Genomic DNA, 25,198 nt, shown 5'->3' with positions numbered 1-25,198 from the left:
CAGCTCCGAACGCTCGTCTATGCCTCAGGTTGCTGAAGTTCTTTGCGTCGCTCGGCAATCAGGGTAGCCAACCGGTGGGTGATCTTGTCATCGAAGCCGATCTCGGACACCCGGTCTATCCACGGCTCCGCAGCATCGACGATTCGTGCCAAGCTGCGGTCGATCGCCCGCTGGGGGACGCCGAGTCGAGTCGCGGCTTGGGCCCACCAGCGGTAACCGAGTTTTCCGGCGCGCCCGTATAGCGGCAAAGCCATCGGATCCTTCCAGCCCAGATACGGTTGGGTGCAGACCAGGTCGTAGGCGGGGGTCGCTTCCCATATCCCGTCGGGATTCTGTCTGATGGACAGATTCTTGCCGTGCAGATCGCCGTTGCCGATCAGGTAACTGAATGCCGCTATTTCGAGCATCTGCAAGTTTGCCAACCGCCGCGAGCCTCGCCCCTCCGAGACCGCTTCGGCAAGGCCTTTGATGGCTTCCTGCAGCGTGATTCGGTACTTCGCGGCCGGATATCGACCCAGCACCTGGCAGGCATCCTCCTGAGCCAGGCGGCGGATTCCACCATGCTCGGTGACGCGGTCGAACCTTTTGATGAAAAGTGCTGTGCGGCCGTGTTTGTCCGTGGCGAGTTGGTGAACCGGCACCTGGATGCCACACGCGTTGGCCATGTCCAGAAAGAAGTTCTCGTTCTCGACCAGGAATGGATATTCGGATGGATTGAGCTTCAGGATGGCCGGACCGCCGGGTGTAGAAATCGGGGTCGAAGTTCCACCGCGCTGTCGGGCAGGGTACGGGCATCCACCTGCGGCATACCGACGAGCGTCAACCCGAGAGCGTCCAGCGCTTGCGGTACCTGTGTGGGGTTAATCGTTGCCATGGCAGTGTTAATGATCTGATCATCCTCCGTGGGCGCGCGCCCCGCCTCGGCAGTAGCGGGAGGTCAGTCCGGAACCCCTAGGTTGTCCCTTGCGCCGTCGGCGACACCTGCGGACAAGAATCGGCTCGTCTGCAATGGCCGCCGAAGGTTAGAACGATCCAGCTGGTTGCGATTTCGTGGTTCGCGAAGGTTGCGGAGGAGGAGTGTGCCTGGTCCGCCGGGTGGCGCGAAGATCACGGACTGAAGCGGATCTCGCTATGGCGCGGCGGGGCTGTGGTTGCGTAGCGGACCTGCTGATTGCCTGGTCGGGTGCGTTGCCATTGGCTGAACCGCTGGACCAGCACGGCGATGGAGAGGGCGCCGGTGAGTAGGGCCAACGGTTCGCCGATGCATTTTCGTTTGCCGATGCCGAAGGGTAGGCGGGCGGGGCCGAGCGCGATGAACAGCTGGTCGCCGGGTTGTAGGGGGCGACCGGCCAGTGCGGTGTCGGTCGCTACGTGGCGGAAGATGAGTGGGAACGACGGTCGCTGTGCGACTACGTCGGCGAAAAACGAGGTGAGTAGCGGCAATCGAGGGAGGTCGGCCGGGGTGGGTGCGCGGCTGCCCAGTATTTCTCCGACTTCGGTCCGCAATTCGGCCAGCTCGGCGGGGTTGTCGGCCAGTCGCACGCAGGCCCACGCTTGCGCGCATGCCGTGCTGTCGAACCCCGCCAGCAGGTGACTTATCACCTGATCGCGTATCCGCTGAACCGGAAGTTCCGGACGCACCTGCAAGAGGTGTCCGAGCAGGTCGCCGTCGCAGGGGTCCAAGGCGCGTCGCCGGTCGATGATGGAGTGGACTTCGGTGTCCATGGCCGCGATGGCGCGCCGGTACTTGCCGCCGCCGATGCGGAACCACTGCTTGCGTTGGCTGTCGAAGATCGGCTGGGCCAGTCGTACCAGTGTCGCGCAGTCGACGGCTTGTCCGAACAGATGTAGTGCCAGCAGTTCGACGTTGAGCAGTTTGAATTCGGTGAACACGTCGACGGCTCGGTCCGGGTGCCAGCCGTCGATCCGGTCGCTCAATCGGCGGACACTTTCGTGCGCGAGGGGTGTCAGTTTGCTTGCCGTGAACGCGGGATTCGTGTGTTCACGCAAGGTCCGCCACGTTTGCGGATCGTTGACCACGAACAAACCCTCGTCGCCGGTCGCGTTGCGGATGATCCGATAGATCGAGCCACCTTTGTCGAATTCCGCTGCGCTGGTGCGCAGCACACGGTCGATGAGGTCGCTATCGGTGATCAGCCAAAACCGGCCCGGCAGTGGCACCCGGACCCGCATGATCCCGCCATTGCGTTGCGCCCGCGCGATGAGCGCGGACGGAATGTCATGATCGATAATCGCTCGCTGCCAACCGATTTCAGCGCGAACTTCGCCGGGCATACCTGCTCCTCGACCCGATGCACCGCATCTCAGATTAACCGCCTCAGCTGGTTCACCGGTAGGTGTGTGCGTCTACGACTCGTTTTACCTTGTCCAGCGCTTCGCGCAGGGTTTGCAGGTCTGTCGAACCGAGGGCCAGCCGGATCGCGTGCGGCACATGGACGGACGTGGCGAACGGTTCTGCCGTGGACACCGATACGTGTTCGCGCAGGAGCTCTGCCGCTATCTGGTCGGCTCGCACGTCTTCGGGTAGCGGAAGCCAAAGGAAGTATGACGACGGATGGCTGACCTGAGGTAACCCCGCGAGTGCGTCGCGGGCGATCGCCTGCCTGGCCCGCGCGTCCTCGCGCTTTTGCGCCTCCAGTCGAGTGACGGTGCCGTCATCGAGCCACCGGCATGCGATCGCTGTCATCACCGCAGGGGTGTTCCAGGTGGTAGCGCGGATAGTGCGTTCGATTGCGGGTACCAAAGAAGTTGGCGCAGCGAGGAATCCGAAGCGCAAGCCGGTCGCGACGTTCTTGGAAAGTCCGGAAACGTACACGGTTCTCTCCGGTGCGAGCGCCGCCAGCGGGAGTGGTGGCTGCTCAGCCAGGAAGGCGTACGCGGCGTCTTCGATGACCAGGAGTTCGTATCGGCGCGCGATCTCGACCAACTGTTCGCGATGCCGCGCCGCCGTGACCCATCCCAACGGGTTGTGCAGTGTCGGCATCGCATACACGGCACGAACCCGCCGAGTCGCGCACAGCTGCTCGAGGGCGTCGAGATCGGACGCATGGCCCGCTGCGGGAAGCGGTGCCAGTTCCAGACGCAGCGCGTGGGCGAGCACCTTGAAGCCCGGATAGGTCAGTGCATCGGCCGCCACGACGTCTCCGGGTTGCAGCGTCGCCATGGCCGTGGCGGCCAGTCCGTGCTGAGCGCCGCTGACGATCAGGACCTGATCGGCGCCGACCGGCACACCGCGCTCCGTCAGATGCCGAGCCACCGTGCGCCGTTCATGCGGGCGCCCACCGTGCGGCTGGTACCGCAACAGTGCCTCGACGTCACCTGAAGACGCGAGCTGACGCAATGCCCGACGCAGCATGTCGGCCTGACCGGGCAACGCAGGGTAGTTGAAGTTGAGATCCACCGTGTCCACCGCGGCCGCGGGCTGGTCGATGCCATGGCTGGGCGGCAGTGTCGTTTCCCGTACGAAGGTGCCTCGGCCGGGTTCCCCACTCACCAGGCCCATGGCTTCCAACTCGGCATAGATCCGCGACGCCGTCACCAGAGCTATTCCTTCGCTGGCCGCGAGTTGGCGATGCGTCGGCAACCGCGTACCCGACGGCAACCTACCCGCCCGGATATCGGACGCCAACGCGTCCACCACACCCTTGTATCGAGAGAACGCCACGCGCCAATTGTATGCATGACAATTCTTTGATTGTATCGGGTCAGGGGTCATAGAGTGCCTGGCACCCAACCGTGAAAGGCGTTGCCATGCATATAGCTATCGTCACCTTCGAGGGCTACAACGAACTCGACTCCCTGATCGCGCTCGGCGTGCTCAACCGGATCAAGAAGCCGGATTGGCGGGTGTCGATTGCCAGTCCTACGAAGCGGGTCCGTTCGATGAACGGTGTGGTGATCGAGTCGATGGCCACGCTCGAAGAAGCCAACGCCGCGGACGCGGTCCTCGTGGGTAGCGGCATGCAGACCCGCGAAGTCGTCGCCGACCAAGCGCTGATGGCGCGGTTGCGGCTCGACCCGGCTCGGCAACTGCTGGCCGGACAATGTTCCGGGACATTGGTGCTGGCCGAACTCGGATTGCTCGACGGTGTTCCCGCATGCACCGATCTCACGACCAAACCCTGGGTCCAGGCCGCCGGTGTCGACGTGCTCAATCAGCCCTTCTTTGCCAAGGGCAATGTCGCCACGGCCGGTGGCTGCCTCGCATCGCCCTACCTTGCGGCTTGGATGATCGCTCGCCTGGAGTGTGTCGAAGCGGCCCGAGAAGCTTTGCATTACGTCGCGCCGGTCGGGGAGAAGGAAGATTACGTAGCGCGAGCGATGGGCAACATCACTCCTTACCTGCGCGAGGAACTGGCTGCCGTGTCGGTGGGGCGCGCCAATTGACTTGGCGCGCACTGTCATCGAGTAGCTACGCGGCCTGACGGCCTGTCGCGACGAGCAGCAGGTCGGTCACCGACCCGTGGATCTCCTCGGGTCCGTCTCCGTAGGTCCAGTCCGCGTCGGTCGCGCTCAACCGGGCACCGCGCAACCGTTTCCGCGCACCATAGAACCGGCTGGCCACTACGTGATCGAGCGCGGCGACGACCCGCTCGGCCGGGGTCTGCCAGCTTCGCTCGAGTGGGCGGGCGATGTCCTGCCCGTGCACGATGATGTCGACCAACGGATCCACCGGTGCCGCACCGGGCGCCCGCCGAGCCGAGCCCGCGGATGCACGCAACTGCGCGATCAGCTCGTTGGGCGCGAACCGTGCGGCGCGATCGCGCGCCAGGTCAGCGGTCATCCGGTCCCAGTTGCCTCTGGCGCGGACCAAGCCGACGACGGTGTCTCGCAGGGTGTCGGGTGAGGTGATGTGGGCGAGCACATCGTGCACCGTCCAGCCCGAGCACAGCGAGTCCCGCGCCCATTCGGCCTCGGTCAGGTGATCGAGGAAGTCGGCGAAGGCGAGTCGCTCCGCTTGCAGCCACGTCGAAATCAGGTCACGGTCCATCGTTGATTCTCCCGGTCGAGTTCGGTTACCGATACCGACGGGCCCGGACACCGAAACTCATCGCACCCGGTAAAGCGGACACAGCCACGGATCGGTCGTACGCGGCGGCCCAGTGGGACCGTTCCACTGAGCGGCCGCCTTCGTAACCTGCCGTGAATGTTGTTGATGGAGTTCGAGTCTCAGGTCAAGTGGTCGAAATCCCCACGCACCCAACCGATATAGCGGTCGGCAGAGCGACGCACGGTGGCGCGGGCGTCGCCGTCGATGATTCTGCCGAAATTGTCGTAGAGACGGTCGAACTCGAACTCTTCGACGCTACTGGTGACTCGCTCCACCACGGCGGGCGACAGCGGGATGCGGTTGGGGTAGCTGCGCATGAAGGTGACCGATTTGCGGTCCGGGTTGGCATGGATGGTGTCCGCGCTGAACAGGACGCCTTTGCCACCGGCCCCGGCCGCCCAGTGCGCCACCGCACTGCCCGGAAAGTGTCCGCCCAACTGGCGCAGGGTGATCCCCGGTAGCAGATCGAGCTGCCCGGACCATGGGCGAATCACCGGGTCCGGCCGGGCGATCCACTCGAAGTCGGGCTCGGCGACAAGCACCGGCACGCCGCCCAACGCCCGGCTCCACTCCACCTGCACGCCGTAATGATGCGGATGGCTCGGCACGATGGCGACGACTTCGCCGAGTTCGAGGACCCGGCGCGCGGCGTCCTCGTCGACATAGCCGGTCAGGTCCCACAGCAGATTTCCCGCCGGGGTGCGCAGCAGATGCGATTCCTGTCCGATGCCGAACTCCGGCTCGACCGTCAAGCCGAACAGATCCGGCTCCAGCTCACGCACCGCCACCTTGTGACCTGCCGCGGCAAGCTCGTCGAGAGTGGCCCACTGCTGCCCCTCAGCCGGCACCCACTGCCGTTCATCCGCACAGATACGACAGATCCGCGCCGCATCATCATGCTCGACCGCACAGGTCCGACAGATCTTCCACATACTCACCTCGCGCTGCTAGGTACACCCATCCACGTTTGTACACGCAGGACCAACCCCCCGCAGCCAAACCCGCAGCGCGACAGGGCCCGTGCGAAAGCACTTGATCACCATCTTCGAGCGGCTCCGCAGTCATGGTCGGCCTCGCTCGCCAGCAGTTCCTGGTGCCACCTTCCATCAGGCCGACCCAGCAGTCGGCATCGGTACGGCGTCGAGCCAAGGGCCCGAATCGGACATTGCGGCTCATCATCGGGCGTGGCAGTACCGTCCCACAGAGCCTTCGCACGCCTCGCAAGGGCAGTACGCCCTGTGGAGAGTGCGGAGCCTCTGGGAGATCGGTGGCGCGGGTCGAGCGGATCGGTAGGGGGCTTTGGGATTCAGACGGGGACGCCGCCGTAGGTTCTGCGGTATTTGGCCTCTAGGAAGGACAAGGCGCCGAAGGCCATCAGGCCCAAGGAGATCAGGATGAGAAGCCATGGGCCGAAGGGGTTTCCGGCGAAGTCGTGCAGGACCGCATCGATGCCCTTGGCGTTGGCGGGGTCGTAGTTCAGCGCCGCTACGACGGCGGCGAGTCCGATGCCGATGACTATCGCACCTCGTGCGACGTAGCCGATGCGGCCCAGCCAGATCACGGCCTCGCGTGAGCCGCGGGTCATCCAACCCATGCGAAGGTCATCGACGAATTCGAGGCGGAGACCTCGTATCGTCTGCCAGATACCGAAGGCGAGGATGGCGAGGCCGATCAGCAGAACGACCACCTGTCCACCGTCCCAGCTCAATATGCGGGCGGTCAGGTCGCGGGCGATGGCGTCACTCGGCTTCGGTGTCCGGCCGTGCACCACGTAGCGCAGGGTGCCCAAAAACGCTAGGGCATAGACGATTCCGGACACGATAGCGTAGGCCCGGTGTCCGCTCGAATATGTGCGCCGTGCGCTGGCCACCTGGGTCACGCGCCACACGACCAAAGCGGCGAAGCCGAATAGCAGGATCCACAGCAGCAGATACCCCAGCGGTTTGCTCGCGATCGCCGCGAGGGCCCCGCCGCCGTCCGGTTCGTGCTCGGCCGTGCCGACTGCCAGCATGAACGCGATGAGGCCGAGCACGATGTAGGCGATACCGCGCGCGATGAATCCGAATCGCGCGGCCGCCTCCAACCCGCCCGAACTCGTGGACCTGCGCTGCCGCCAGTCACCGGACCGTCGACCCCAGCGCCGATATCCGCCGGTCCGTCCCCGGCCGCGGCGCATGGTGCCGACACGACCACGTCGCCGATAACTGCTCGCACTTCGGAATATGCTCATGGTTCCTCACTTCTTCACCGGCCGTAATGCCCACTTCGCGGCGGTTGACACGGTGCGTGAGATTTCTCGAGACGGCCAGACCCGGTGCGGGCCGCGCGGAGTCGGCGCGCGCAGCCCGAGAAGTGCTCTTACGGTGCGGGTTCAGTCAGTCGATTGGTAGTCGTGCGGATCTGCCGCGAAGGTCTTCTGCATCTTTCGCGAGATCCATTGTCCGGCAGTGGTAGCACCGAAGTGGTCCTGAGTGCCCTGGTCCGCGAAGGATCGGATCGGATCGATGGCCGCGTCGTGATTGGGTAGATAGAAGAACGGAATCGACAAGCGGGACGACGTATTTCCGCGTTCCGGGTTGACCACGCGATGCATGGTCGACACCCAGCGACCCGCGGTCCACAGCGACATCAGGTCGCCGATGTTCACGATGAAACCGCCGGGCTTCGCGGGGACGTCACGCCATTTTCCGCCGCCGTCGCGCACCTGGAGACCACCGATGTCGGTGTCCTGGTAGAGGATGGTCAGACTGCCCCAATCGGTGTGTTCGCCGCGCCGCAGCTGTCCCGGGAGTGGTGATTCTCGTTGCGGGAAGTAGTAGTTGACCGCCACCGAAGAGACATGGCGGTCGAAGATGTCGTCGAAGAAGTTCTCTTCGAGGTCGAGCGCCAGCGCGAACAAGCGCATGAGGTCACCGGCCAATTGCGTCAGTGCCGTGAGGTATTCGCGCCAGGTGTCCGCGAAGTCGGCGGGCTGCGTCGGCCAGACGTTCGCCAACTTCCAGGAGGCCCAGTAGTGTCCGAGTCCGTCGCGTTCCTGATCGCTCAGGTCGCCTGTCACATGCGCCGAGAACACTTCACACAGGTCCGGCGGTGTCTTCTTGTCCAAACTGTGAGCGGTCGACCCCCCGAGACGCCGGAACCCGGACACGCCCGGCCGGTGGGCGACGGAGTCTTTCACCGAGTCGGGCAACGCGAAGAATTCCCGGTTCGTCGCGCACATGCGGTCAATGAGTTCCCTCGGCACCCCGTGACCCACGATGGTGAAGAACCCTGAACTCGCGCACGCATGACCGATCCCCTCGGCGATGGTCCTACGTCCCGCGTCACTGTGCCGGTCCGACAGGTCGATCACCGGCACGAACCCCTCGACCACCGTCACGTTCTTCTGATTGCTCAAAGCCGTTGTCCTCTCGCGCAATACGGTCAGGTAGGCGTCGAGTATCCGAAAATCTGCCGTGAACAGCCGCTGGCGGACCGAGCTGTCGAAAAATCCCTCCAGCCAGTGGCGTCCAGGCGCGAAGAAGTTCCATCCCGGAGACTCCCTGGTGTACGGATCGTGCACATGGGCCATCCGTGCTGGATCTCTCCACAAAATCTCCACGTTCGCAACCTTGGACCAGCACAACCAGTGGCTAGGTTGGCCACCAAGAGATCAGGAAGGGCAGGGCGGCGAGCGGATGGGCATGGCGGCGCGTGTGCAGAGTTCGAGCGAATTTTCGCGATGGACAACGGAATTCGAAGCGAAGGTGGTCGCGCGAGCCTCGGCAGGGGATCCCGACTGGAGCCGAGGGGCGGTGCTCGACCCGGCTGTCGCTCGCAGTGTGCAACGATTCCAAGTCGGTGAGAGCGGGGACGGCGCGAATTTGATCGCCAAGGCTGAAGCCGCGGGCGACCCGGTGTACACCGCCGCGGTGCGCCTGTTCGTGGCGGAGGAAGTCAACCACGCTCGGATGTTGGCGCTGCTACTGAAGGCCGGTGAGTGGCAGACTATTTCGGGCCATTGGAGCGACGCGGTATTCGTGCGCCTCCGCCGCGCGCTCGGGTTGCGGCTGGAGTTGATGGTGCTGATGGTCGCCGAGGTGGTCGCGCTGCGCTATTACCGTGCGCTGCGCGACGGCACCGACGACGTGCTGACCAGCCAGGTTGCCGGGTTGATCCTGAACGACGAATTGCGGCACGTTCCGTTCCACTGTCAACGGCTACGTGCCGCCTTCGCGACGACCGCACGCCCAGCGCGGCTGGTGCCGGTGTTCCTGTGGTGGCTGGTGCTGGTCGGTGCCACGGTGGTTGTCGCCGTTGACCACGGGTCCGCGCTGCGTCGACTGGGCGTCACCCGAACCGGTTTCGTCCTCGATGTGATCGCGTTGTTCAAAGGGATTGTGCCGACCGCTGTTTCGACGGATTCCGCAACCGCTACCGGCGGTGGATCTGTGCGAGCGGTGCTGGGCTTGTCGAAGCGATGAGACGTGCCGCCGCATCGCTGCCAACACTCGGCGACAATCGTCTCGCCGTGCGCTGACCGGCACACGAAAAAGGTGGATCTCGTAGACGAGACCCACCTTTCGCGTTCGCGGAGTGCTACTTCACCGTGATGTCATCCGCGTTGTACGGCCCTTGGGAAAACCAGCCGTGCACCCAGACCGTGACTTTCGTGGTCGAGGCACCGGTGGTGAACTTGGTCGAAAGTTGTTGATACGCACCGCCGGTTCCCGCGGTCCAGTTGGACGTGTCGCTGGTGCCGGAGCCGGTGACGCCGAGGTAGACGTACTTGCCGTTCACCCACGCCGACAAGGTGTAGGTGCGGCCCGGTTCGACGGTGATCGACTGGGAGCATTGGGCGTTGTCGCTACTGCTCGGTGCGCCGGTCAAGGCGTGCTTGCCGCCATGGACCGGGGTGCTGACGATCGAGCCGAGATTGTTCGTGCAGGTCCATGGGGACAGTGCACCGCTCTCGAAATCTCCGTTGATCACACCGGTGCCGCTGGGTGGAGTCGTGGTGGTCGGTGTGGTTGTGGGTGGCGTTGTCGTGGGGGTGGTTGTGGGTGGAGTGGTGGTCGGTGTGGTCGTGGGTGGAGTGGTAGTCGGTGTCGTTGTCGGTGGAGTCGTGGTGGGTGTGGTCGTCGGCGGTGTGCAGGTGGAAGCCGAGCCGTCGACGGCCTTGACCAGGTGATGGAACAGCGTCGCCGCCGGATCCAGGTTCTCCAGCGAGTACATCATCGCCCCGCCGAGACCCTTGCAATGCAGGTAGTCGACCTTGGCCTGGATAGACTGCTTCGAGTCGCCGCCCCACCAGTTCGTGCCGTCGTAGAAGTAGGCGGCCTGCGCTACGGGATCGAAGAACGTTCTGGACGGATTGTCTACGAGGCCGAGGAGTTCCTTGTACATCCGGATGCCGGGGACGTTTCCGGAGTACGGGCCGCCCGCTGCCGGACCTGACGCGGGTTGGAACAAACCATTGCTATTGCCCGCAGGCACGCCCGTCCAGCCACGGTAGTAGAACGGGAATCCGACAGTCAGCTTTTTCGCCGGGAAGCCGCCCGGGATGCCGTACGAGCTGTCGCCCTCGAGCCACGCCTTGATCGCCGCATCGATGTTGTACTTTCCGTTACCCGGCGGGACCGGAGTCATCGGGTCGTCCGGCCGACTGTAAATAGGATCCTGAAAGTTGGTCGGGCCCTTGGCGTCCCATGCGCCGTGCATGTCGTAGGTCATGACATTGACGAGGTCGAGGTAGTTGCCGAGCTTATTCGTCTCGTAATGCCGGATCTTGTCCTGGCCCGCCGCGACGGCGGCGGTCAGTCCGTAGCGCTTGCCGTCTGCCGTGCCCTGCGCGTCCAGTTGCTTGCGGAACTCGGCCGTCAGCAACGTGAAGTTGGCCCGGTCGGCAGGCGACGCGTGATTGCCGACATGCCCGCCACCGCCCGGGTACTCCCAGTCCAGATCGAAGCCGTCGAAGACGCCCTTGCCGGTTCCCGGGCCACCGAAGCCGTTCTGTTTCGGCAGGTTTCCCTTGATGAACATGTCGATGCACGAGGAGACGAACTTCTTGCGTGCGGCGTCGGTGGCAGACACATCGGAAAAGTACTTCGAGTACGTCCAACCGCCGATTGCCAACAGCACCTTGAGGTTCGGGTGCTTGGCCTTCAGTTGCTTCAGCTGCTTGAAGTTTCCAACGATCGGGTCGTTCCAAGCGTCGGCGGTGCCGTCCACGCTGCTCGCCGCGTCGAACGACTTACCGTAATCGGCGTACGAATCGCCCGCGCCGTCACCGGCGTTCGGATCGTTTTCGTCCTGATTCGCTGCCTTGTTCGCCTCGAAGCAGGTCAGATCGACGGGGTGGATGTTCGCGAAGGCGTACATCAAGTAGTCGAGTTTGCTCGCCATGCCCGACGTGTCGACGTGCTTGGGGTAGAAGGCGTTCTGGTAGATCGACCATTGGTTGTAGTAGGCGACCTTGACTCCGCCCGACGTTGCGGCGGTCGATGCGGTGTTCGCCGGCGCGGCGTTCGTCAGTGCCACCAACACCGTCGATATGCCGACCAGCACGCTCACGATCGCCGCGACGAGCCCCGAATATTTCTTTCGCATGGGGTCCTCCCTATGGAGACGTTGGTCGGTCCCCGATGCACTGAATCGCGTGGTAGGTCAGCGAATCGTCCACCGCGACACCCATATTGCTGTTTGTACGCGGCGAATAGCCCGCAGATCGCAGCCGAACGAGAACCGAAAACTATTGTGCGAGAGGATGTCCCGGCCGACGGCCGTACGGTCTACCGCCATGTCTGGACAACCGGTTGAATCATGACATGAAAGACCGTGCCCGGACCTCCCCAGTGTGGGAGTGGGGAATTCGGAACTTCCGTGGGCGCAACTAGGTGATCAGGACGGTGCCGACGGGGGTGCTGTGCAATTTCACTGAGTGGCTGCGATCGCGCTAATTGAAAGGGTTCTCTCGGAAGTCCGATAACTCGATCGAATTTGATCCCGACCTGCTTGCCGCGGTGTCGACGGCATCGCAACATTGAGCGCAGGGGCTGTTGCATTGAAATGTGGTGAGCTCGCTCCGTCAGGTTTCCCTGATTCCTATCCAGACGTAGTCTCTCGCCCGGGTGATCGCGACTAGTTGCTGGCGTGCGGCGAGTTCGGCGCGATCGCGATCAGGACCCGTCAGTTTCCCGGGCGGATTCGGCTCAGTCGGGTGCAGGACAGCCGCGAAATCGAGGCCCTTTGCCCGGTGGACAGTGCCGATCTTTACTGCGTCGCGCTGCGTTCCGTCGTAACCCTCCAGGCTGTGGATCGGGATCCCCGCCGCGTCCAGCGCCCCGGCCAGTCGTTCGGCCATCCATCGTGTTCTGGTCAGTATGACAATGTCCGACAGTGGCTTTCCGCAGGTGCGGATGGCGTCTACGATCCCGGCTTCGAGGTACTGATTCGGCCCGCGCCACGTCACCACTTCTCCGTCGGGAAGAATGACGTCGGCGTCCTGGAGGAGGACCACGGGTTCGTTGTCGAAGTCGCCGAGCGAGTTCACCGCGTCGATTCGGGCGGCATGTGCCCAAACACGCCGCCGATTACGGTAATTCACCCGCATGACCGCACCTCGGCCGCGAACGCTGATTCCCGCATCGGCGAGCCGCCAACCACCGGCGTACACCTGCTGCTGACCGTCGCCGAGCAGTAACAGCGGACTCGCGCCGTCGCCGCCTGCGATGGCATGTGCCAGCCGCAACCCGGCGAGGGTCACATCCTGTACCTCGTCGACAACGACCATGTCGTATGGATCAGGCGGTTCGACCTTGATCACGTCGAGCGCAATGCTGATGATATCGCTGTAGTCGGATATGTTCCGCTTGCGCATCGCACGCACATAAGGCGTATACAACTTTTCCCAGACGGCCAGTCGTTGCGTCGCGTCCAGAGTGACGCCGTTGCGTCCGTTGCGGTCGATACCCTGATATACATCGAGGTCGTTGATGCCGCGGCCTTTGATGACGCGATCGATCTCCTCTCGCCAATAGGATCCGTGCGGTTCGATGGGCTCGAAATAGCTTCTGGCGCTGTCCCATACGTCCGCGAAGACGCTGTCGGCACCCTTCGGATCCAATTCTGGCGGCGGCACATGTCGGTTGACGAAAGTCAGTGCCCACGAGTGCAAGCCGGCGAACTCGACCCTGCCCTCGGTACCTGGGGCCAATTGGCGAAAGTAGGTCTCTTGGGCTGCCGCCAGAGTCGTGACAAAGGTCGTATACAACAGTCGGCCGGTCGAGCGCTTTGCGTGTCTGGCCATGCGATGCAGGGCGACCACTGTTTTGCCCGTGCCCGCCGGTCCCGCGAAACGGGCCGGCCCGGAATAATTTCGCGAGACGAGATCGAGCTGGTCTGGGTCGAGGAAGACCATCCAGTCGCGAAAAGGCCTGCGCAGTGCGGCATCTCGCTGCAAGGCGGTCACATCGGAGCGCTGGTACAGGGCATCGTCGGTGACTTCGGTCGAGCGTGTCCCCACGTCGACGTCGAGCAGCCGATACTGCCCCGCCCGGCTGGTCACGGTGCGCACGATGCGTTCGATCTGTTCGGGACGGAATTCGCGTTGCCGTGTTCGAATGACGTGGTCGAGCTGCTTCTGCTGCGCGACGGCGAAACGGCCGTCCTCGCGGATGCTGCACTGGTTGGGAATCAACAGCACGACCTGCACGTCGTGCGCCGCGTACTGACTGCGTCCGAACAAAAGATTGCCGAACAAGGTCTCGGCGTGGTGGCGAATCCTGTTCAATTCGGTGGGTACGGAGTTGGTGAAGACCAGGGCGAAGATCCCGGTGCGGCAGACCAGCAGCGCATCCGCCTGGTCACTGGGCGGGTGCGGCATGTCGCGGTGGATGAGCAGGTGCCGGTGCGGCTCCAGCAGTGCCGCACTGAAGAAGTTCCGGTGGTCCGAATCGAGACCAGGTACCCGACGTACCGCGTCGGCCACCTTGACCTGCCAATTCAGCGAAGCACCGCCGACCATCGATCCCCCTTCATCGAACCCTGCCGAACTTTCGACGGTAGGTACGACAGTGGGCGAGAGTAGCGGGTTCGTCACTTTCAAATGGAACAGTTACCCGCCCAGCCGAACTGAAGACTGAAATGTTGTCGTACCGCTACCAGAATGTGCTCTGGTCGTGGTCCGTGGTCCGTGGACCTGTATGGCCGAACCGTTCCGAATATTCAGGTTGCGACCTTCGGCGGCTGGGTCGAGCGGCTACCCTCATGGGACCAACACTGTTGCGGGAGGGGCGCCTTGAGCGACGTCGGATCGTTGTGGAAAGCGCTGGACGAACAGCTGCTGCCCTTGCTCCGTCGGTACCGTCACAACCTCGCATCGCTACAGGTCGACCGCAAGGAAGACAACACGCTGTTGTCGGAGGCGGACATCGCCACGCAAACGGCCATCATCCAAACCATTCAGCGGCATTTCCCAGGGTCTCGGTTCGTGGCGGAAGAAGACGAGGCCGAGTTGTCCAGTTCGGGTGAACCGACCTGGGTCATCGATCCGATCGACGGCACCAGTGAGTTCGTCTCGCCCGAGGGGCGCGAATTTTGCAGTGTCGTATGCCTTCTCGTTGCCGGTATGCCAACGGCGGCGTATGTCTTGGCGCCCGAGTTGGGCGTTGACCGCGAACCCGTCACGATCCATTGGTCCGGCGAGGTGACGGTAAACGGCGAACCGGCAAAGGCCCTCTCACCTGCTGCGACACCGAGGCGGGCGTCGGTCACCCGAAGCAAGGGCTCCACCGCCCGGAAGTTCGAGATCGCCCTGGCCGCCGTCGGCTGTGACATGAAGACTCGCACCACGTCTCAAACCCTGGACATGGTCAGAACCTGCATCGACCTCGCAGCATGGACGCAGGCTCCGGAACATCAATTCGATCTGTTCTATCGGCCCGATCAGAAGGTATGGGACGGAGTCGCTGGCATCGGATTGGCCACCGCAATGGGCCGCACAGCCACCGACGGCCACGGATCGACCCCGCTGCCTCTCGGTGAGCAGTTTCTGAACCAACGCGAGCCGATCTTCGCAGAGACCGTCGCCGGCGACCCGGATTGCGTGCGATGGTTCGTCGAGTTGCTGGCGGAGTCCCGGAGCGGTTGATGTCGAATCGTGTCATGGTGGACGTCACGACATTCATCAGCGCAGAGGAATTTATTCTCTCCCAGAATCACACCTCTCCGTCCAGACCTCGCGATCCCTTCGCGCAGCAGTGCTACGCGGAGCTGGTGCAGTCATTGATCTACTTCGACGAAGTGCTCGTACCGCATCCGGAAAAGTTGGAACCCGTACCCGCCGACTACGGCGACTTTCCTCGAATCCTCCGCCATCTCTTCGAGCTGGGAATCGCTGTGCCGCTGTCGATCGGACCCGAAGAGGGGACAGCCCTCGTCACGGCCGAACGCACCGCCATGGAAACGCTCAAGACAACCGGCGTCGGAACCATGCTCCGATTCATCGACAAAACCCGGCGAGCCGATCGCGAAGTGCAAGAGCGCGGTGGCGGGCAACGGATGCTCGCCAACATCGCCGCATGGGCTGACTATCAATGGGAGAACGTCAGGATCGAGGGGCATCACCTGACCCGTATCGGTGGTGTGGACGGTGTCGAGCGCGATGCCTTCGGCCAGTGGGCACGCGCGTCGTCGTTCGCGATGGAGGGTCAGTTCCGCAATCTGATCGCTGACAGCGATCAGCAACTCTGGCTCATCGCCACGCTGGTGCGCTCATTGCGCTACTCGGCGCGAGCGAAGGTGAAAGCCATTCCCTACACACCACATCCACTCCGCCGTGACTTCTCGGTGATGTTCGATCTCTTCGACGAGGGCGTCCCTGAGAGCTCGATCGAGGAAGTTATCTCCGCGGTCCGCGGAATACCCAGCGAGATCCGCAAGGTCGCCGGATCTCGTCGAGGCCGTCGCTTGCAGATGCTGGAATACCAGCTCCCGCTGCTGGGTGGTCGGTTGTGGTCGCTGCGTGACCGAGGACGGCTCAGCGACGACCGTTGGCTGCAGATGATCTGCGGTCGGATCGACGAATACCGCGCCCGAGCGGTCGACTTCCGTCGAGCACTGTCGCACTGTGACACCGAAGAGGAAGCCCGGCGCCTAGAACTCGACGTGGAAGGCGTCCGCGACCAGCTCCTCCGGCGGCTCGGGCTCGAATCGGCTGAGCGAAACGAGACAGAGGCCACGCTGGTCGACGCCGTTGCCTCGGTTGCGGAACTCGGTATGGGAGCGGGGGTACCCATCACCCGGCCACTTCGTCTCGCGTTGGTTCCCTTCCGCCGATATTCGGGAACCTTGGAGAGCCTGCACCAGAAGTTCCTCTACCGGGAGTTCATTCGGGGAATGTGAGGTCGGTTGGTGCACGGAGCGTTGGCGGGCAACGAGTGCACGCGCTGAAACGCGCCGACGCCAGTTACACCGTCGGCTGATCCGAGCATCCCTTACTGGGCACGGGGTCGACTCGACGGTCAGGAAGATGCCCCACGACGACGATCTTCAGTATCGCCCGGCGGAATCGCCCTGGGCCTGCAGTACCCGGGCGACCAACTCATGCCAGGAATTCGGTTCAGGATCCAAGGGCTACGAGATCAGCTACCCGGTACTGGCAAAGAACGCTACGTGCGGTTCTTTGCGGGTCGGTTGGTTGCGGCGCGGCGCTCGGCTTCCTTGGCTGCGATGCGCTCGTTTTCTTTGAGCACCTCGGCGTAGTTTTCGCGTTCGCGGATCAACCACTCAGGGGGGTCGGCGAGGAGGGCGGTGATTTCGTCGGCGGTGAGGGCGTCGGAGACTTCGGCGCGGGCCAGGCCGGAATTGGAGACGCCGAGTTTGCGGGCGGTGACGTCGCGGGGGAATGGGCCGGTGCGCCGGAGTTCGGTGAGCCACTCCGGTGGGTTGGTGCGGAGGGCGTCGAGGTCGGCGCGAGAGATGGGGGTGGTCCGGAAGGACTCGGGGGCCGCAGGGAGGTAGATGCCGAGCTTGTTGGCTGCGGTCAACGGCTTCATCATCTGCGGGTTCTGGTCCGGGCTCACTGAGACAGCGTATCGGGTGCCGATACTGTTCCAAGCATGAGCCGGTTCGAGTCGATCGATGTCGCGCGGCTGCGGTGGTTTGTCGCGGTTGCCGAGGAGCTGCATTTTGCGCGGGCGGCGAAGGGGTTGAAGATTTCGCGGCAGCGGTTGAGTCAGACGGTGATCGATCTGGAAGGGGAGCTCGGAACGAAACTGTTTGTGCCGGGGGCACAGCCGACTCAGTTGACCGAGGATGGCGCGGAGTTGCTGCGGGAGGCGCGGGAGTTGATCGCGCGGTCCGACGAGACGGGGGTCGAGGAGACGTCGGATGGTCCGGCCGCGTTGCGGGTCGGTTTTGTGCCGGGTGTCACGGTGTCGAAGTGGACGCGGATCTGGGGGGAGCGGTTTCCGGATACTCCACTCGAGGTGGTGGGGGTGCCGATGGGGGAGCAGGAAGCGGCGTTGCGGGAGGGGCGGGTGGATTTGTGCTTCGTCCGGCTGCCGATCGACCGGGACGGGATGAGTGCGATTCCGCTTTATCGGGAGGTGCCCGTCGTTGTGGTGCCCAAGGATCATCCGATCTCGGTGTTCGACCAGGTGAGCATGGCGGATTTGGCCGACGAGCGGATGCAGGATGCCAGCGACCTCGACGCTGTCGCGGGCGCCATTGAGCTGGTGGCCGCTGGCGTGGGTGTGGCCGTCGTTCCGCACTCGATCGCCCGGCTGCACGCGCGCCGTGACCTGGTGTACCGCACGGTCACCGATACCGCGGATACGGAGATCGCCTTGGCGTGGCCGACAGGCCGCACCAGTGACTTGGTCGAAGATTTCGTCGGCGTTGTTCGAGGGCGCTCCGAGCGTAGCTCTCGGTCGCCGACGGCGCGCGCCAAAAGCCCTGAGCCGCAGAAGAAGTCCGCTGGCAAGCGGACCGGCGGACGGCCGAATCCGACGAGGAGTTCGGGAGCCAAGAAGAAGCCGGTGAAGCGCCGAGGACGTTAGTTGCCGGGAGCTCGGGCACTGACCGTCCGAGGGTAACGCGTCGAGGCGCAGCAGTGGTACGCGCTCTCGATGGTGTGCCATTCGGCGGCGTGCCCGTCAGCGGGTCTTTCGCGTGCGGTCATGGCTGCGGCAACCGCTGTGAGCGCTCTGTGGTGTCCTGTTCGATGGCGTAGCCGCCAGCTCGAGGTGCGGCACGATGCGGGTGAATCCTTTTTCGGTGTCAGTCCCTCTCATACTTGTGTCGACAACAAGGTCGGCACGAGATCGGGAGGTTGTCGTGATCATTGCCGCGATTGTTGTCGGCGGAGTGCTTGTTTGTGCGTGCAGTGTGGCCGTGGTGCGACGGTGGAGGCAGTCGCGTGGCTGAAACCATGTGGCCCGACGAACAATTGGTGGCAGCCGCACGTGCAGGGGACGTGCAGTCGATTACCGCGTTGGTGTCCGGCACACATCCGCATGTGCGGCGGTTCGCCTACTCCCTGTGTGCTACGCCGGAAGACGCGGAGGATGCGGCGCAGGAGGCGTTGATCATCCTGTACCGCAAGATCGGAACGCTGCGCGCCTCAGGGGCCTTGGCGTCGTGGATGTTTCGCATTGTCCGCAACGAGTGTCTGCGGCGTTTGCGGCTGATGGCGCGACGCAGCGAGTCGATTCCTGATGCTTCGGCGGTGTCGGCGGTGTCGGCGGAGGAGGCGGCGATGCAGCGGCTGGAAGCCGAACGGGTGGCCGTGGCGATCGCGGAGCTCCCGCTCGATCAGCGACAGGTGTTGATCATGCGGGATGTCCAGGGGTACAGCGGCCGGATCGTCGCGGACCGTCTCGGTCTCAGCGTCGCGGCGATGAAGTCGCGGTTGCACCGAGCTCGCTCGGCCGTCCAGCACTCGTTGCGCGACGGACTCGATCCGCGAGAGGAATGCCGAGGATGACAACCGACCAGACCTTCGCCAGCCCCTCCGTGCCGCGGCACCTGGCGCGCGGAGCCATCGGGTTCGCCGCACTGATCGGGGCATTCGCCCTACTGCCCTGGACCGGCATGGCAAGCCTGCTACTCGCCCCCCTCGGCTTCATCGCCCTGCGAGGCTGCCCCACCTGCTGGGCAATCGGCCTGATCCAAACCATCTCGATGGGCCGGTTACGCCGCTCATGCACAACCGACCAGTGCCACCTAACCCGCACCAACCAAGCCAACTAACCACCCGGCCCCCGCACCGAACCACCGCCCGGCCGTCGAGCGGGACACAGCCGAGGCGAAACGCGAGTGAGGGCTCCTTCATGTCCCGCCCGGTGGCGTGCGCGCCAGCGGCCCTTCGGCGAGTGGGGCATAGCCGAGGCGAAACGCGAGTGAGCGCTCCGTGGTGTCCCGTCCGGTGGTGTGCGCGCCAGCGGCCCTTCGGCGAGTGGGGCATAGCCGAGGCGAAACGCGAGTGAGCGCTCCGTGGTGTCCCGTTCGGCGACATGCCGTTCGGTGAGCGGGACATGGTTGCGGCGAACCGCGAGTGAGGGCTCTGTGGTGCCCCGCTCGGTGGCGTGCGCGCCAGCGGCCTTTTGGTGAGTGGGACATGGCCGAGGCGAAACGCGAGTGAGCGCTCCGTGGTGTCCCGTTCGGCGACATGCCGTTCGGTGAGCGGGACATGGTTGCGGCGAACCGCGAGTGAGGGCTCTGTGGTGTCCCGCTCGGTGGCGTGCGCGCCAGCGGCCTTTTGGTGAGTGGGACATGGCCGAGGCGAAACGCGAGTAAGCGCTCCGTGGTGTCCCGTTCGGCGACATGCCGTTCGGTGAGCGGGACATGGTTGCGGCGAAACGCGAGTGAGGGCTCTGTGGTGTCCCGCTCGGTGGTGTGCGCGCCAGCGGCCCTTTGGTGAGTGGCGCACGCCAGGACCGCGTCGACATGGCCGAGGCGAAACGCGAGTGAGGGCTCCGTGGTGTCCCGCTCGGTGGTGTGCGCGCCAGCGGCCCTTTGGTGAGTGGCGCACGCCAGGACCGCGTCGACATGGCCGAGGCGAAACGCGAGTGAGGGCTCCGTGGTGTCCCGTTCGGCGGTATGCCGTTGGGCGAGCGGGGCATGGGTGTGGCAAGCCGCCATGAGCGCTTCGTGGTGTCCAGTGCCGAGCAAGCCGACTGACCCGCGCTGACCACTCCGGCACCGGAGCGCCAGACCGGCCGTGGAGTGGGGCATGGCCGAGGCGAAGGGCGGGTGAGGGCTTCGTGGTGTCCCGGGCGGCGGGGTTTTCGGGGCGGCTGGGTCAGGCTGCGCAGACTCGGTTGAGTTCGTCGGTGTAGGGGTCCAAGTTGTCGATGGTTTCGTCGACTAGGGCGTTTGCGAAGGCGGTGATGGCTTCGTGTTCGGCGCCGCTGGAGGGGATGGCGGTGAGGGTGAAGTGCAGGGACTGCAAGGTTGCCGCGTCGAGTTGGGCGTCAGGGGAGCTGTCGACGGCGGTGTTGATGGCGGCTATGGCGGCGGCGCAGGCCTCGGATTGGGCGTGGGCGGGGGCGGCGGGGAGAAGCAGGAGGGAAGCGGTGGCGGTGGCGGTCAGTAGTGCGGTGGCGAAGCTCTTGCGCATGGCGTCCTCAAGGTGTGGTCAGCGGCAAAAGTCCGCGACTCGAACGAGTCGCGGACTTGTCGAAAACACACCGTAGTCGGCGCCCTGAATTGGCGGAAGCCGTTATATCTCAGGGCATTCGGCGGAGGCGGCTAGCGCGGCTTGCGGCGCAGGTACGAGTCGCGGACCAGGATGCCCACGATGGCGGCGGCGAAGCCGACCAAGAAGATGTCCTCGACATGGCCCTTGTGGTTGCCGATGACCATCGCGACCAGGCAGAACGCGACGATCCAGCCCGCGATACGGAAGGTGCGGGGGGACTCGCCGCTCCAGCCCCACGCGGCGGAGGGGACCTCGGCGGTGTCCACGTGAGTGACGATGCCGCGCTCGGTGCTGGCGGGTTCGAGTTCCGTGGCGGCCACGATCGCTCCTTAGCTGGTTCGGGTACCGCGGGTTCCGGTACGCACACGAGGGACTACTGCTCGCTATCGTGACATACGACGGTGCGTCGTTGTAAGTCGGGCCACGCCGATCGGGGGACGGCAGCCGGCGGGGTGGGTAAGCACTGTGCGGACATTTTTGTGGGCCACAATGAACCCGTGTCCGACATCGTGAGAGTCCTGCTCCTCGGCAGTACCGGATCCATCGGTACCCAAGCGCTCGAGGTGATCGCCGCCAACCCCGACCGGTTCGAGGTGGTCGGCCTGGCCGCACGCGGCGGCAATACCGAGTTGTTCGCCGCGCAGATGGCGGCCACCGGGACGCGCAATGTCGCTCTCGCCGATCCCGCCGCCGCCCAGCAACTCGACGTGCCGCTGGCAGGCCCGGACGCGGTGACCGAATTGGTGCGCCGCACCGAGGCCGACGTGGTGCTCAACGCGTTGGTCGGCTCGCTCGGCTTGGCGCCCACCCTGGCAACGCTGGAATCCGGCACCCGGCTCGCGCTGGCCAATAAGGAATCGCTGGTCGCGGGCGGTTCGCTGGTCACTCGCGCCGCCGCGCCCGGCCAAATCGTGCCGGTCGACTCGGAACATTCCGCGCTCGCCCAATGCCTGCGCGGCGGGCGCGCCGAGGAGGTGGACCGCCTGGTGCTCACCGCGTCGGGCGGCCCGTTCCGCGGCTGGACCGCCCAGATGCTGGAATCGGTGAATCCCACTGAGGCCAAGACACATCCGACCTGGTCCATGGGCCCGATGAACACGCTGAACTCGGCCTCGCTGGTCAACAAGGGCCTCGAGCTGATCGAGACGCACCTGCTGTTCGGCATTCCCTACGACCGCATCGACGTCACCGTGCACCCGCAGTCGATCGTGCACTCGATGGTCACCTTCACCGACGGCTCCACCCTCGCCCAGGCCAGCCCACCGGACATGAAACTGCCCATCGCACTCGCCCTCGGCTGGCCGGACCGCGTCCCCGGCGCGGCCGCGGCCTGCGATTTCGGCACCGCCGCCACCTGGACCTTCGAGCCGGTGGACAGCAAGGTCTTCCCCGCGATCGACCTGGCCCGCCGGGCCGGAGCGGCAGGCGGCAGCGTCACCGCCGTCTACAACGCCGCCAACGAGGTTGCGGTACAAGCCTTCCTGGACGGCGCCATCCGCTTCCCCGATATCGTCCGCACAGTGGCCGCCGCCGTCGACGCCGCCGACCAGTGGCGTCCAGAACCGAACTCGCTCGACGAGGTACTGGCCGCCGACACCTGGGCCCGCGAATTCACCCGAGCCCGCATCCACGCCTAGCCGCGCAGTCCCACAGACGGTGCGAACGGGTCACAGGAGCTGTAGACCCGGTGACGCGTGTGCAAGACCAGAAGGGCGGGGATGGGACGCGCCCGGCGACCGCTGGCTGGCACACTGAAGACGCAGGGCCGGTCGGTGTCCGGTTACTGTGGTCGGGGTGCTCGCGGCCGTGACGGGATGTGCGGGCCGGGTTTGTGGGCGGCCGATCCGGCGGCCGCACTTCATCGAGGCGAGCTGCGCAATGCAGGAGGGCTGCAAAACACATGGTCTACGCGTTGGGGTTCGCGCTGTTCGCCCTTGGCATCACGATTTCGATCGCGCTGCACGAATGCGGACACATGTGGACCGCTCAAGCCACCGGAATGAAGGTGCGGCGGTACTTCATCGGCTTCGGGCCGAGGGTGTTCTCGTTCCGCCGCGGTGACACCGAATACGGACTCAAGGCGCTCCCACTCGGCGGCTTCTGCGATATCGCGGGCATGACCGCCCTCGACGAATTGCGCCCGGAAGAAATCGACCGCGCCATGTACCGCCAGGCCACCTGGAAGCGGATGGTCGTCATGTCCGGCGGCATCGCGATGAACTTCCTGCTCGGCTACATCCTGGTGGTCATCCTCGCCATCGGCTGGGGCCTGCCGCGGTTCGACCAGCCGCCGGCCACCGCGCTCGGCAACATGAGCTGTGTGCCGCAACAGAATCCGGACGGCACCACCCAGCCGTGCACCGGTGCGGGCCCGGCCCAGCGCGCCGGTTTGCAGCGCGGCGATGTGGTCAAGTCGGTCAACGACGCGAAGGTCTCGACCTGGAAGGAATTCCAGGCCGAAACCCAGAAGCAGTCCGGACCCTTCACCTACACGGTCGAGCGCGACGGCCAGACCCTCACCATCCCGGTCACCCCGGAACGCGTCATGCGCTACCCGGAGGGCGGCGGCGCGGGTCGTGAAGTGGGTGCGGTCGGCGTCGGCGCGGACTTCTACGAACCGGTCCAGTACGACGTGCTGAGCGCGATCCCGGCCGCGGGCTCGTTCACCGGCGACATGTTCGTGCGCACCTTCCAATCGCTGGCGCAGCTGCCGCAGAAGGTGACCTCGCTGTGGAGCGCGGTGACCGGCGGCGAGCGCGATCCGGAGACCCCGGTCAGCGTGTACGGCGCGAGCAAGATCGGCGGCGAGACCGCCGAACGTGGGCTGTGGGGTGTGTTCATCCTGGTGCTGGCCAGCCTGAACTTCTTCCTCGGCGCCTTCAACATCCTGCCGCTGTTGCCGCTGGACGGCGGCCACATGGCGGTGGTGCTGTACGAGAAGATCCGCAACACCATCCGCGGCTGGAAGGGCCTCGCGCCCGGCGCGCCGGTGGACTATCTGAAGCTATTACCCGTGACGTACGTCGCGGTGGTGATCGGCGGCGCCTACATGGTGCTCACGTTGGTCGCCGACATCGTCAATCCGATCCGCCTGTTCCCCTGAGTTTCCCGCGACGCGGTACCCTGTCGCGGGGCACTGGGGACAGCACGTTGTCATGGGCGTCACAGGGTGGTCGTTCGGCGCGCGCGACTAAGCTCGGATGGCGAACGGCCCGGAATGTACGTACGAAAGTAGGCAGCCGAAGGTGACCAGCACAATCGGATTGGGGATGCCCGCCGCTCCCGCGGCCGTTCTCGCTCCTCGACGCAAGACTCGCCAGTTGATGGTGGGCAATGTCGGGGTCGGAAGTGATCACCCGATCTCCGTGCAGTCGATGACCACCACCAAGACCCACGACATCAACGCCACCCTGCAGCAGATCGCGCAGCTCACCGCTTCGGGCTGCGACATCGTGCGGGTGGCGTGTCCGCGTCAGGAAGACGCGGACGCGCTGGCAACGATCGCGCGCAAGAGCCAGATCCCGGTGATCGCCGACATCCACTTCCAGCCGCGCTACATCTTCGCGGCCATCGACGCGGGCTGTGCCGCGGTGCGGGTGAACCCTGGCAACATCAAGGAATTCGACGGCCGGGTCGGCGAGGTCGCCAAGGCCGCGGCCGCCGCGGGCATCCCGATCCGCATCGGCGTCAACGCCGGTTCGCTGGACAAGCGGATGCTGGAGAAGTACGGCAAGGCCACCCCGGAGGCGCTGGTGGAATCCGCGCTGTGGGAGGCGAGCCTGTTCGAGGACCACGGGTTCGGCGACATCAAGATCTCGGTCAAGCACAACGACCCGGTGGTCATGGTGGAGGCCTACCGGCAGCTGGCCGCGCGCAGCGACTACCCGCTGCACCTGGGCGTCACCGAAGCCGGTCCGGCGTTCCAGGGCACCATCAAGTCCGCGGTGGCGTTCGGTGCGCTGCTGTCCGAGGGCATCGGCGACACCATCCGCGTCTCGTTGTCCGCGCCGCCCGCCGAGGAGATCAAGGTCGGCGATCAGATCCTGCAGTCGCTGAACCTGCGCCCGCGCAAGCTGGAAATCGTGTCCTGCCCGTCCTGTGGCCGCGCCCAGGTGGACGTGTACAGCCTGGCCAACGCGGTCAGTGCCGGGCTGGAGGGCATGGAGGTGCCGTTGCGCGTGGCCGTGATGGGTTGCGTGGTCAACGGTCCCGGCGAGGCGCGGGAAGCCGATCTCGGTGTCGCGTCCGGCAACGGCAAGGGCCAGATCTTCGTGAAGGGTGAGGTCATCAAGACCGTGCCGGAGGCGATGATCGTGGAGACCCTGATCGAAGAGGCGCTGCGCATCGCCGAGGAAATGGGCGAGGCGGCAGGTGCGGGCGAGCCCGTAGTCACAGTCAGTTGAGCGGCTGCTCGGTCCGGCGCGGCTGAGCGGTAGTCCTAGACG

General features: G+C 64.8%; 22 protein-coding genes. 10 read left to right on the top strand and 12 right to left on the bottom strand.

The genetic code is table 11. The features are described 5' to 3' along the window. Positions 1–17: 17 nt before the first annotated feature. The 3 genes from ACFK0J_RS28465 to ACFK0J_RS28455 form a co-directional block, all read right to left on the bottom strand. On the bottom strand, positions 18–728 hold the full coding sequence (locus ACFK0J_RS28465) for a HipA domain-containing protein (RefSeq protein ID WP_378743099.1): 711 nt from the start codon (positions 726–728) through the stop codon (positions 18–20). 379 nt (positions 729–1,107) lie between these two features. After that, the gene (locus ACFK0J_RS28460; RefSeq protein WP_378732489.1) at positions 1,108–2,295 is read right to left on the bottom strand and encodes a cytochrome P450; all 1,188 of its coding nucleotides are present in this window, start codon (positions 2,293–2,295) and stop codon (positions 1,108–1,110) included. Between the two features lie 52 nt (positions 2,296–2,347). Continuing rightward, complete coding sequence (locus ACFK0J_RS28455) at positions 2,348–3,685, bottom strand: PLP-dependent aminotransferase family protein (protein ID WP_378732487.1); 1,338 nt, start codon at positions 3,683–3,685, stop codon at positions 2,348–2,350. An 86-nt stretch (positions 3,686–3,771) separates the two neighbouring features. Here ACFK0J_RS28455 and ACFK0J_RS28450 point away from each other — a divergent pair, with 86 nt between their 5' ends. Further along, the gene (locus ACFK0J_RS28450; RefSeq protein WP_378732485.1) at positions 3,772–4,407 is read left to right on the top strand and encodes a DJ-1/PfpI family protein; all 636 of its coding nucleotides are present in this window, start codon (positions 3,772–3,774) and stop codon (positions 4,405–4,407) included. A 25-nt stretch (positions 4,408–4,432) separates the two neighbouring features. Here ACFK0J_RS28450 and ACFK0J_RS28445 read toward each other — a convergent pair whose 3' ends face one another. The 4 genes from ACFK0J_RS28445 to ACFK0J_RS28430 all read right to left on the bottom strand — a co-directional run bounded on the left by ACFK0J_RS28445 (position 4,433) and on the right by ACFK0J_RS28430 (position 8,672). Then, positions 4,433–5,011 carry a maleylpyruvate isomerase family mycothiol-dependent enzyme gene (locus ACFK0J_RS28445; protein WP_378732483.1) on the bottom strand — a complete coding sequence of 193 codons (579 nt, stop codon included), beginning with the start codon at positions 5,009–5,011 and terminating at the stop codon, positions 4,433–4,435. 179 nt (positions 5,012–5,190) lie between these two features. Continuing rightward, positions 5,191–6,003, bottom strand: coding sequence for an MBL fold metallo-hydrolase (locus ACFK0J_RS28440; RefSeq protein WP_378732481.1), 813 nt, complete (start codon positions 6,001–6,003; stop codon positions 5,191–5,193). 374 nt (positions 6,004–6,377) lie between these two features. After that, positions 6,378–7,301: a DUF1206 domain-containing protein gene (locus tag ACFK0J_RS28435; RefSeq protein WP_378732480.1), complete on the bottom strand. Its 924-nt coding sequence runs from the start codon at positions 7,299–7,301 to the stop codon at positions 6,378–6,380. A 141-nt stretch (positions 7,302–7,442) separates the two neighbouring features. Continuing rightward, positions 7,443–8,672: an isopenicillin N synthase family dioxygenase gene (locus tag ACFK0J_RS28430; protein ID WP_378732478.1), complete on the bottom strand. Its 1,230-nt coding sequence runs from the start codon at positions 8,670–8,672 to the stop codon at positions 7,443–7,445. An 82-nt stretch (positions 8,673–8,754) separates the two neighbouring features. Between ACFK0J_RS28430 and ACFK0J_RS28425 the strand changes: the two genes are divergently transcribed. Continuing rightward, positions 8,755–9,534 (top strand): ferritin-like domain-containing protein, encoded by a 780-nt coding sequence (locus tag ACFK0J_RS28425; RefSeq protein WP_378732476.1) that lies wholly within the window; start codon positions 8,755–8,757, stop codon positions 9,532–9,534. A gap of 115 nt (positions 9,535–9,649) precedes the next feature. On the opposite strand, the gene ACFK0J_RS28420 is transcribed toward ACFK0J_RS28425, so the two are convergent. Further along, on the bottom strand, positions 9,650–11,659 hold the full coding sequence (locus tag ACFK0J_RS28420; protein ID WP_378732472.1) for a glycosyl hydrolase family 18 protein: 2,010 nt from the start codon (positions 11,657–11,659) through the stop codon (positions 9,650–9,652). A 478-nt stretch (positions 11,660–12,137) separates the two neighbouring features. Then, positions 12,138–14,075, bottom strand: a complete 1,938-nt coding sequence (locus ACFK0J_RS28415) for a UvrD-helicase domain-containing protein (RefSeq protein WP_378732470.1) — start codon at positions 14,073–14,075, stop codon at positions 12,138–12,140. A 273-nt stretch (positions 14,076–14,348) separates the two neighbouring features. Between ACFK0J_RS28415 and ACFK0J_RS28410 the strand changes: the two genes are divergently transcribed. Then, positions 14,349–15,200 carry an inositol monophosphatase family protein gene (locus tag ACFK0J_RS28410; protein ID WP_378732468.1) on the top strand — a complete coding sequence of 284 codons (852 nt, stop codon included), beginning with the start codon at positions 14,349–14,351 and terminating at the stop codon, positions 15,198–15,200. A gap of 125 nt (positions 15,201–15,325) precedes the next feature. After that, on the top strand, positions 15,326–16,453 hold the full coding sequence (locus ACFK0J_RS28405) for a hypothetical protein (RefSeq protein ID WP_378732466.1): 1,128 nt from the start codon (positions 15,326–15,328) through the stop codon (positions 16,451–16,453). Between the two features lie 266 nt (positions 16,454–16,719). On the opposite strand, the gene ACFK0J_RS28400 is transcribed toward ACFK0J_RS28405, so the two are convergent. Continuing rightward, on the bottom strand, positions 16,720–17,133 hold the full coding sequence (locus tag ACFK0J_RS28400) for a DUF5997 family protein (RefSeq protein ID WP_378732464.1): 414 nt from the start codon (positions 17,131–17,133) through the stop codon (positions 16,720–16,722). A 36-nt stretch (positions 17,134–17,169) separates the two neighbouring features. Between ACFK0J_RS28400 and ACFK0J_RS28395 the strand changes: the two genes are divergently transcribed. The 3 genes from ACFK0J_RS28395 (at position 17,170) to ACFK0J_RS28385 (ending at position 19,303) form a co-directional block, all read left to right on the top strand. Continuing rightward, positions 17,170–18,111, top strand: a complete 942-nt coding sequence (locus ACFK0J_RS28395; RefSeq protein WP_378732462.1) for a LysR family transcriptional regulator — start codon at positions 17,170–17,172, stop codon at positions 18,109–18,111. A 359-nt stretch (positions 18,112–18,470) separates the two neighbouring features. Further along, complete coding sequence (locus tag ACFK0J_RS28390; RefSeq protein WP_378732460.1) at positions 18,471–19,037, top strand: RNA polymerase sigma factor; 567 nt, start codon at positions 18,471–18,473, stop codon at positions 19,035–19,037. Next, positions 19,034–19,303: a hypothetical protein gene (locus tag ACFK0J_RS28385; RefSeq protein ID WP_378732458.1), complete on the top strand. Its 270-nt coding sequence runs from the start codon at positions 19,034–19,036 to the stop codon at positions 19,301–19,303. Before ACFK0J_RS28390 ends, ACFK0J_RS28385 begins: the two co-directional genes overlap by 4 nt. Before the next feature lie 1,051 nt (positions 19,304–20,354). Here the strand turns inward: ACFK0J_RS28385 and ACFK0J_RS28380 are convergent. Both ACFK0J_RS28380 and ACFK0J_RS28375 read right to left on the bottom strand, forming a co-directional pair. Next, complete coding sequence (locus ACFK0J_RS28380) at positions 20,355–20,672, bottom strand: hypothetical protein (protein WP_378732456.1); 318 nt, start codon at positions 20,670–20,672, stop codon at positions 20,355–20,357. Between the two features lie 131 nt (positions 20,673–20,803). Next, positions 20,804–21,073: a DUF2631 domain-containing protein gene (locus ACFK0J_RS28375; protein ID WP_378732454.1), complete on the bottom strand. Its 270-nt coding sequence runs from the start codon at positions 21,071–21,073 to the stop codon at positions 20,804–20,806. 177 nt (positions 21,074–21,250) lie between these two features. Between ACFK0J_RS28375 and dxr the strand changes: the two genes are divergently transcribed. From dxr to ispG, 3 genes are all read left to right on the top strand, one after another. After that, the gene (gene dxr, locus ACFK0J_RS28370) at positions 21,251–22,390 is read left to right on the top strand and encodes a 1-deoxy-D-xylulose-5-phosphate reductoisomerase (protein WP_378732452.1); all 1,140 of its coding nucleotides are present in this window, start codon (positions 21,251–21,253) and stop codon (positions 22,388–22,390) included. 263 nt (positions 22,391–22,653) lie between these two features. Continuing rightward, positions 22,654–23,856, top strand: coding sequence for a M50 family metallopeptidase (locus tag ACFK0J_RS28365; protein ID WP_378732450.1), 1,203 nt, complete (start codon positions 22,654–22,656; stop codon positions 23,854–23,856). Positions 23,857–23,998: 142 nt separating this feature from the next. Further along, positions 23,999–25,156, top strand: coding sequence for a flavodoxin-dependent (E)-4-hydroxy-3-methylbut-2-enyl-diphosphate synthase (gene ispG / locus ACFK0J_RS28360; protein WP_378732448.1), 1,158 nt, complete (start codon positions 23,999–24,001; stop codon positions 25,154–25,156). The last annotated feature ends 42 nt before the right edge of the window (positions 25,157–25,198 follow it).

The sequence above is a fragment of the Nocardia brasiliensis genome (genome assembly GCF_042691675.1).
GTDB classification, from domain to species: Bacteria; Actinomycetota; Actinomycetes; order Mycobacteriales; family Mycobacteriaceae; genus Nocardia; species Nocardia brasiliensis_D.
This window is presented reverse-complemented; position numbering and strand designations above follow the sequence as displayed.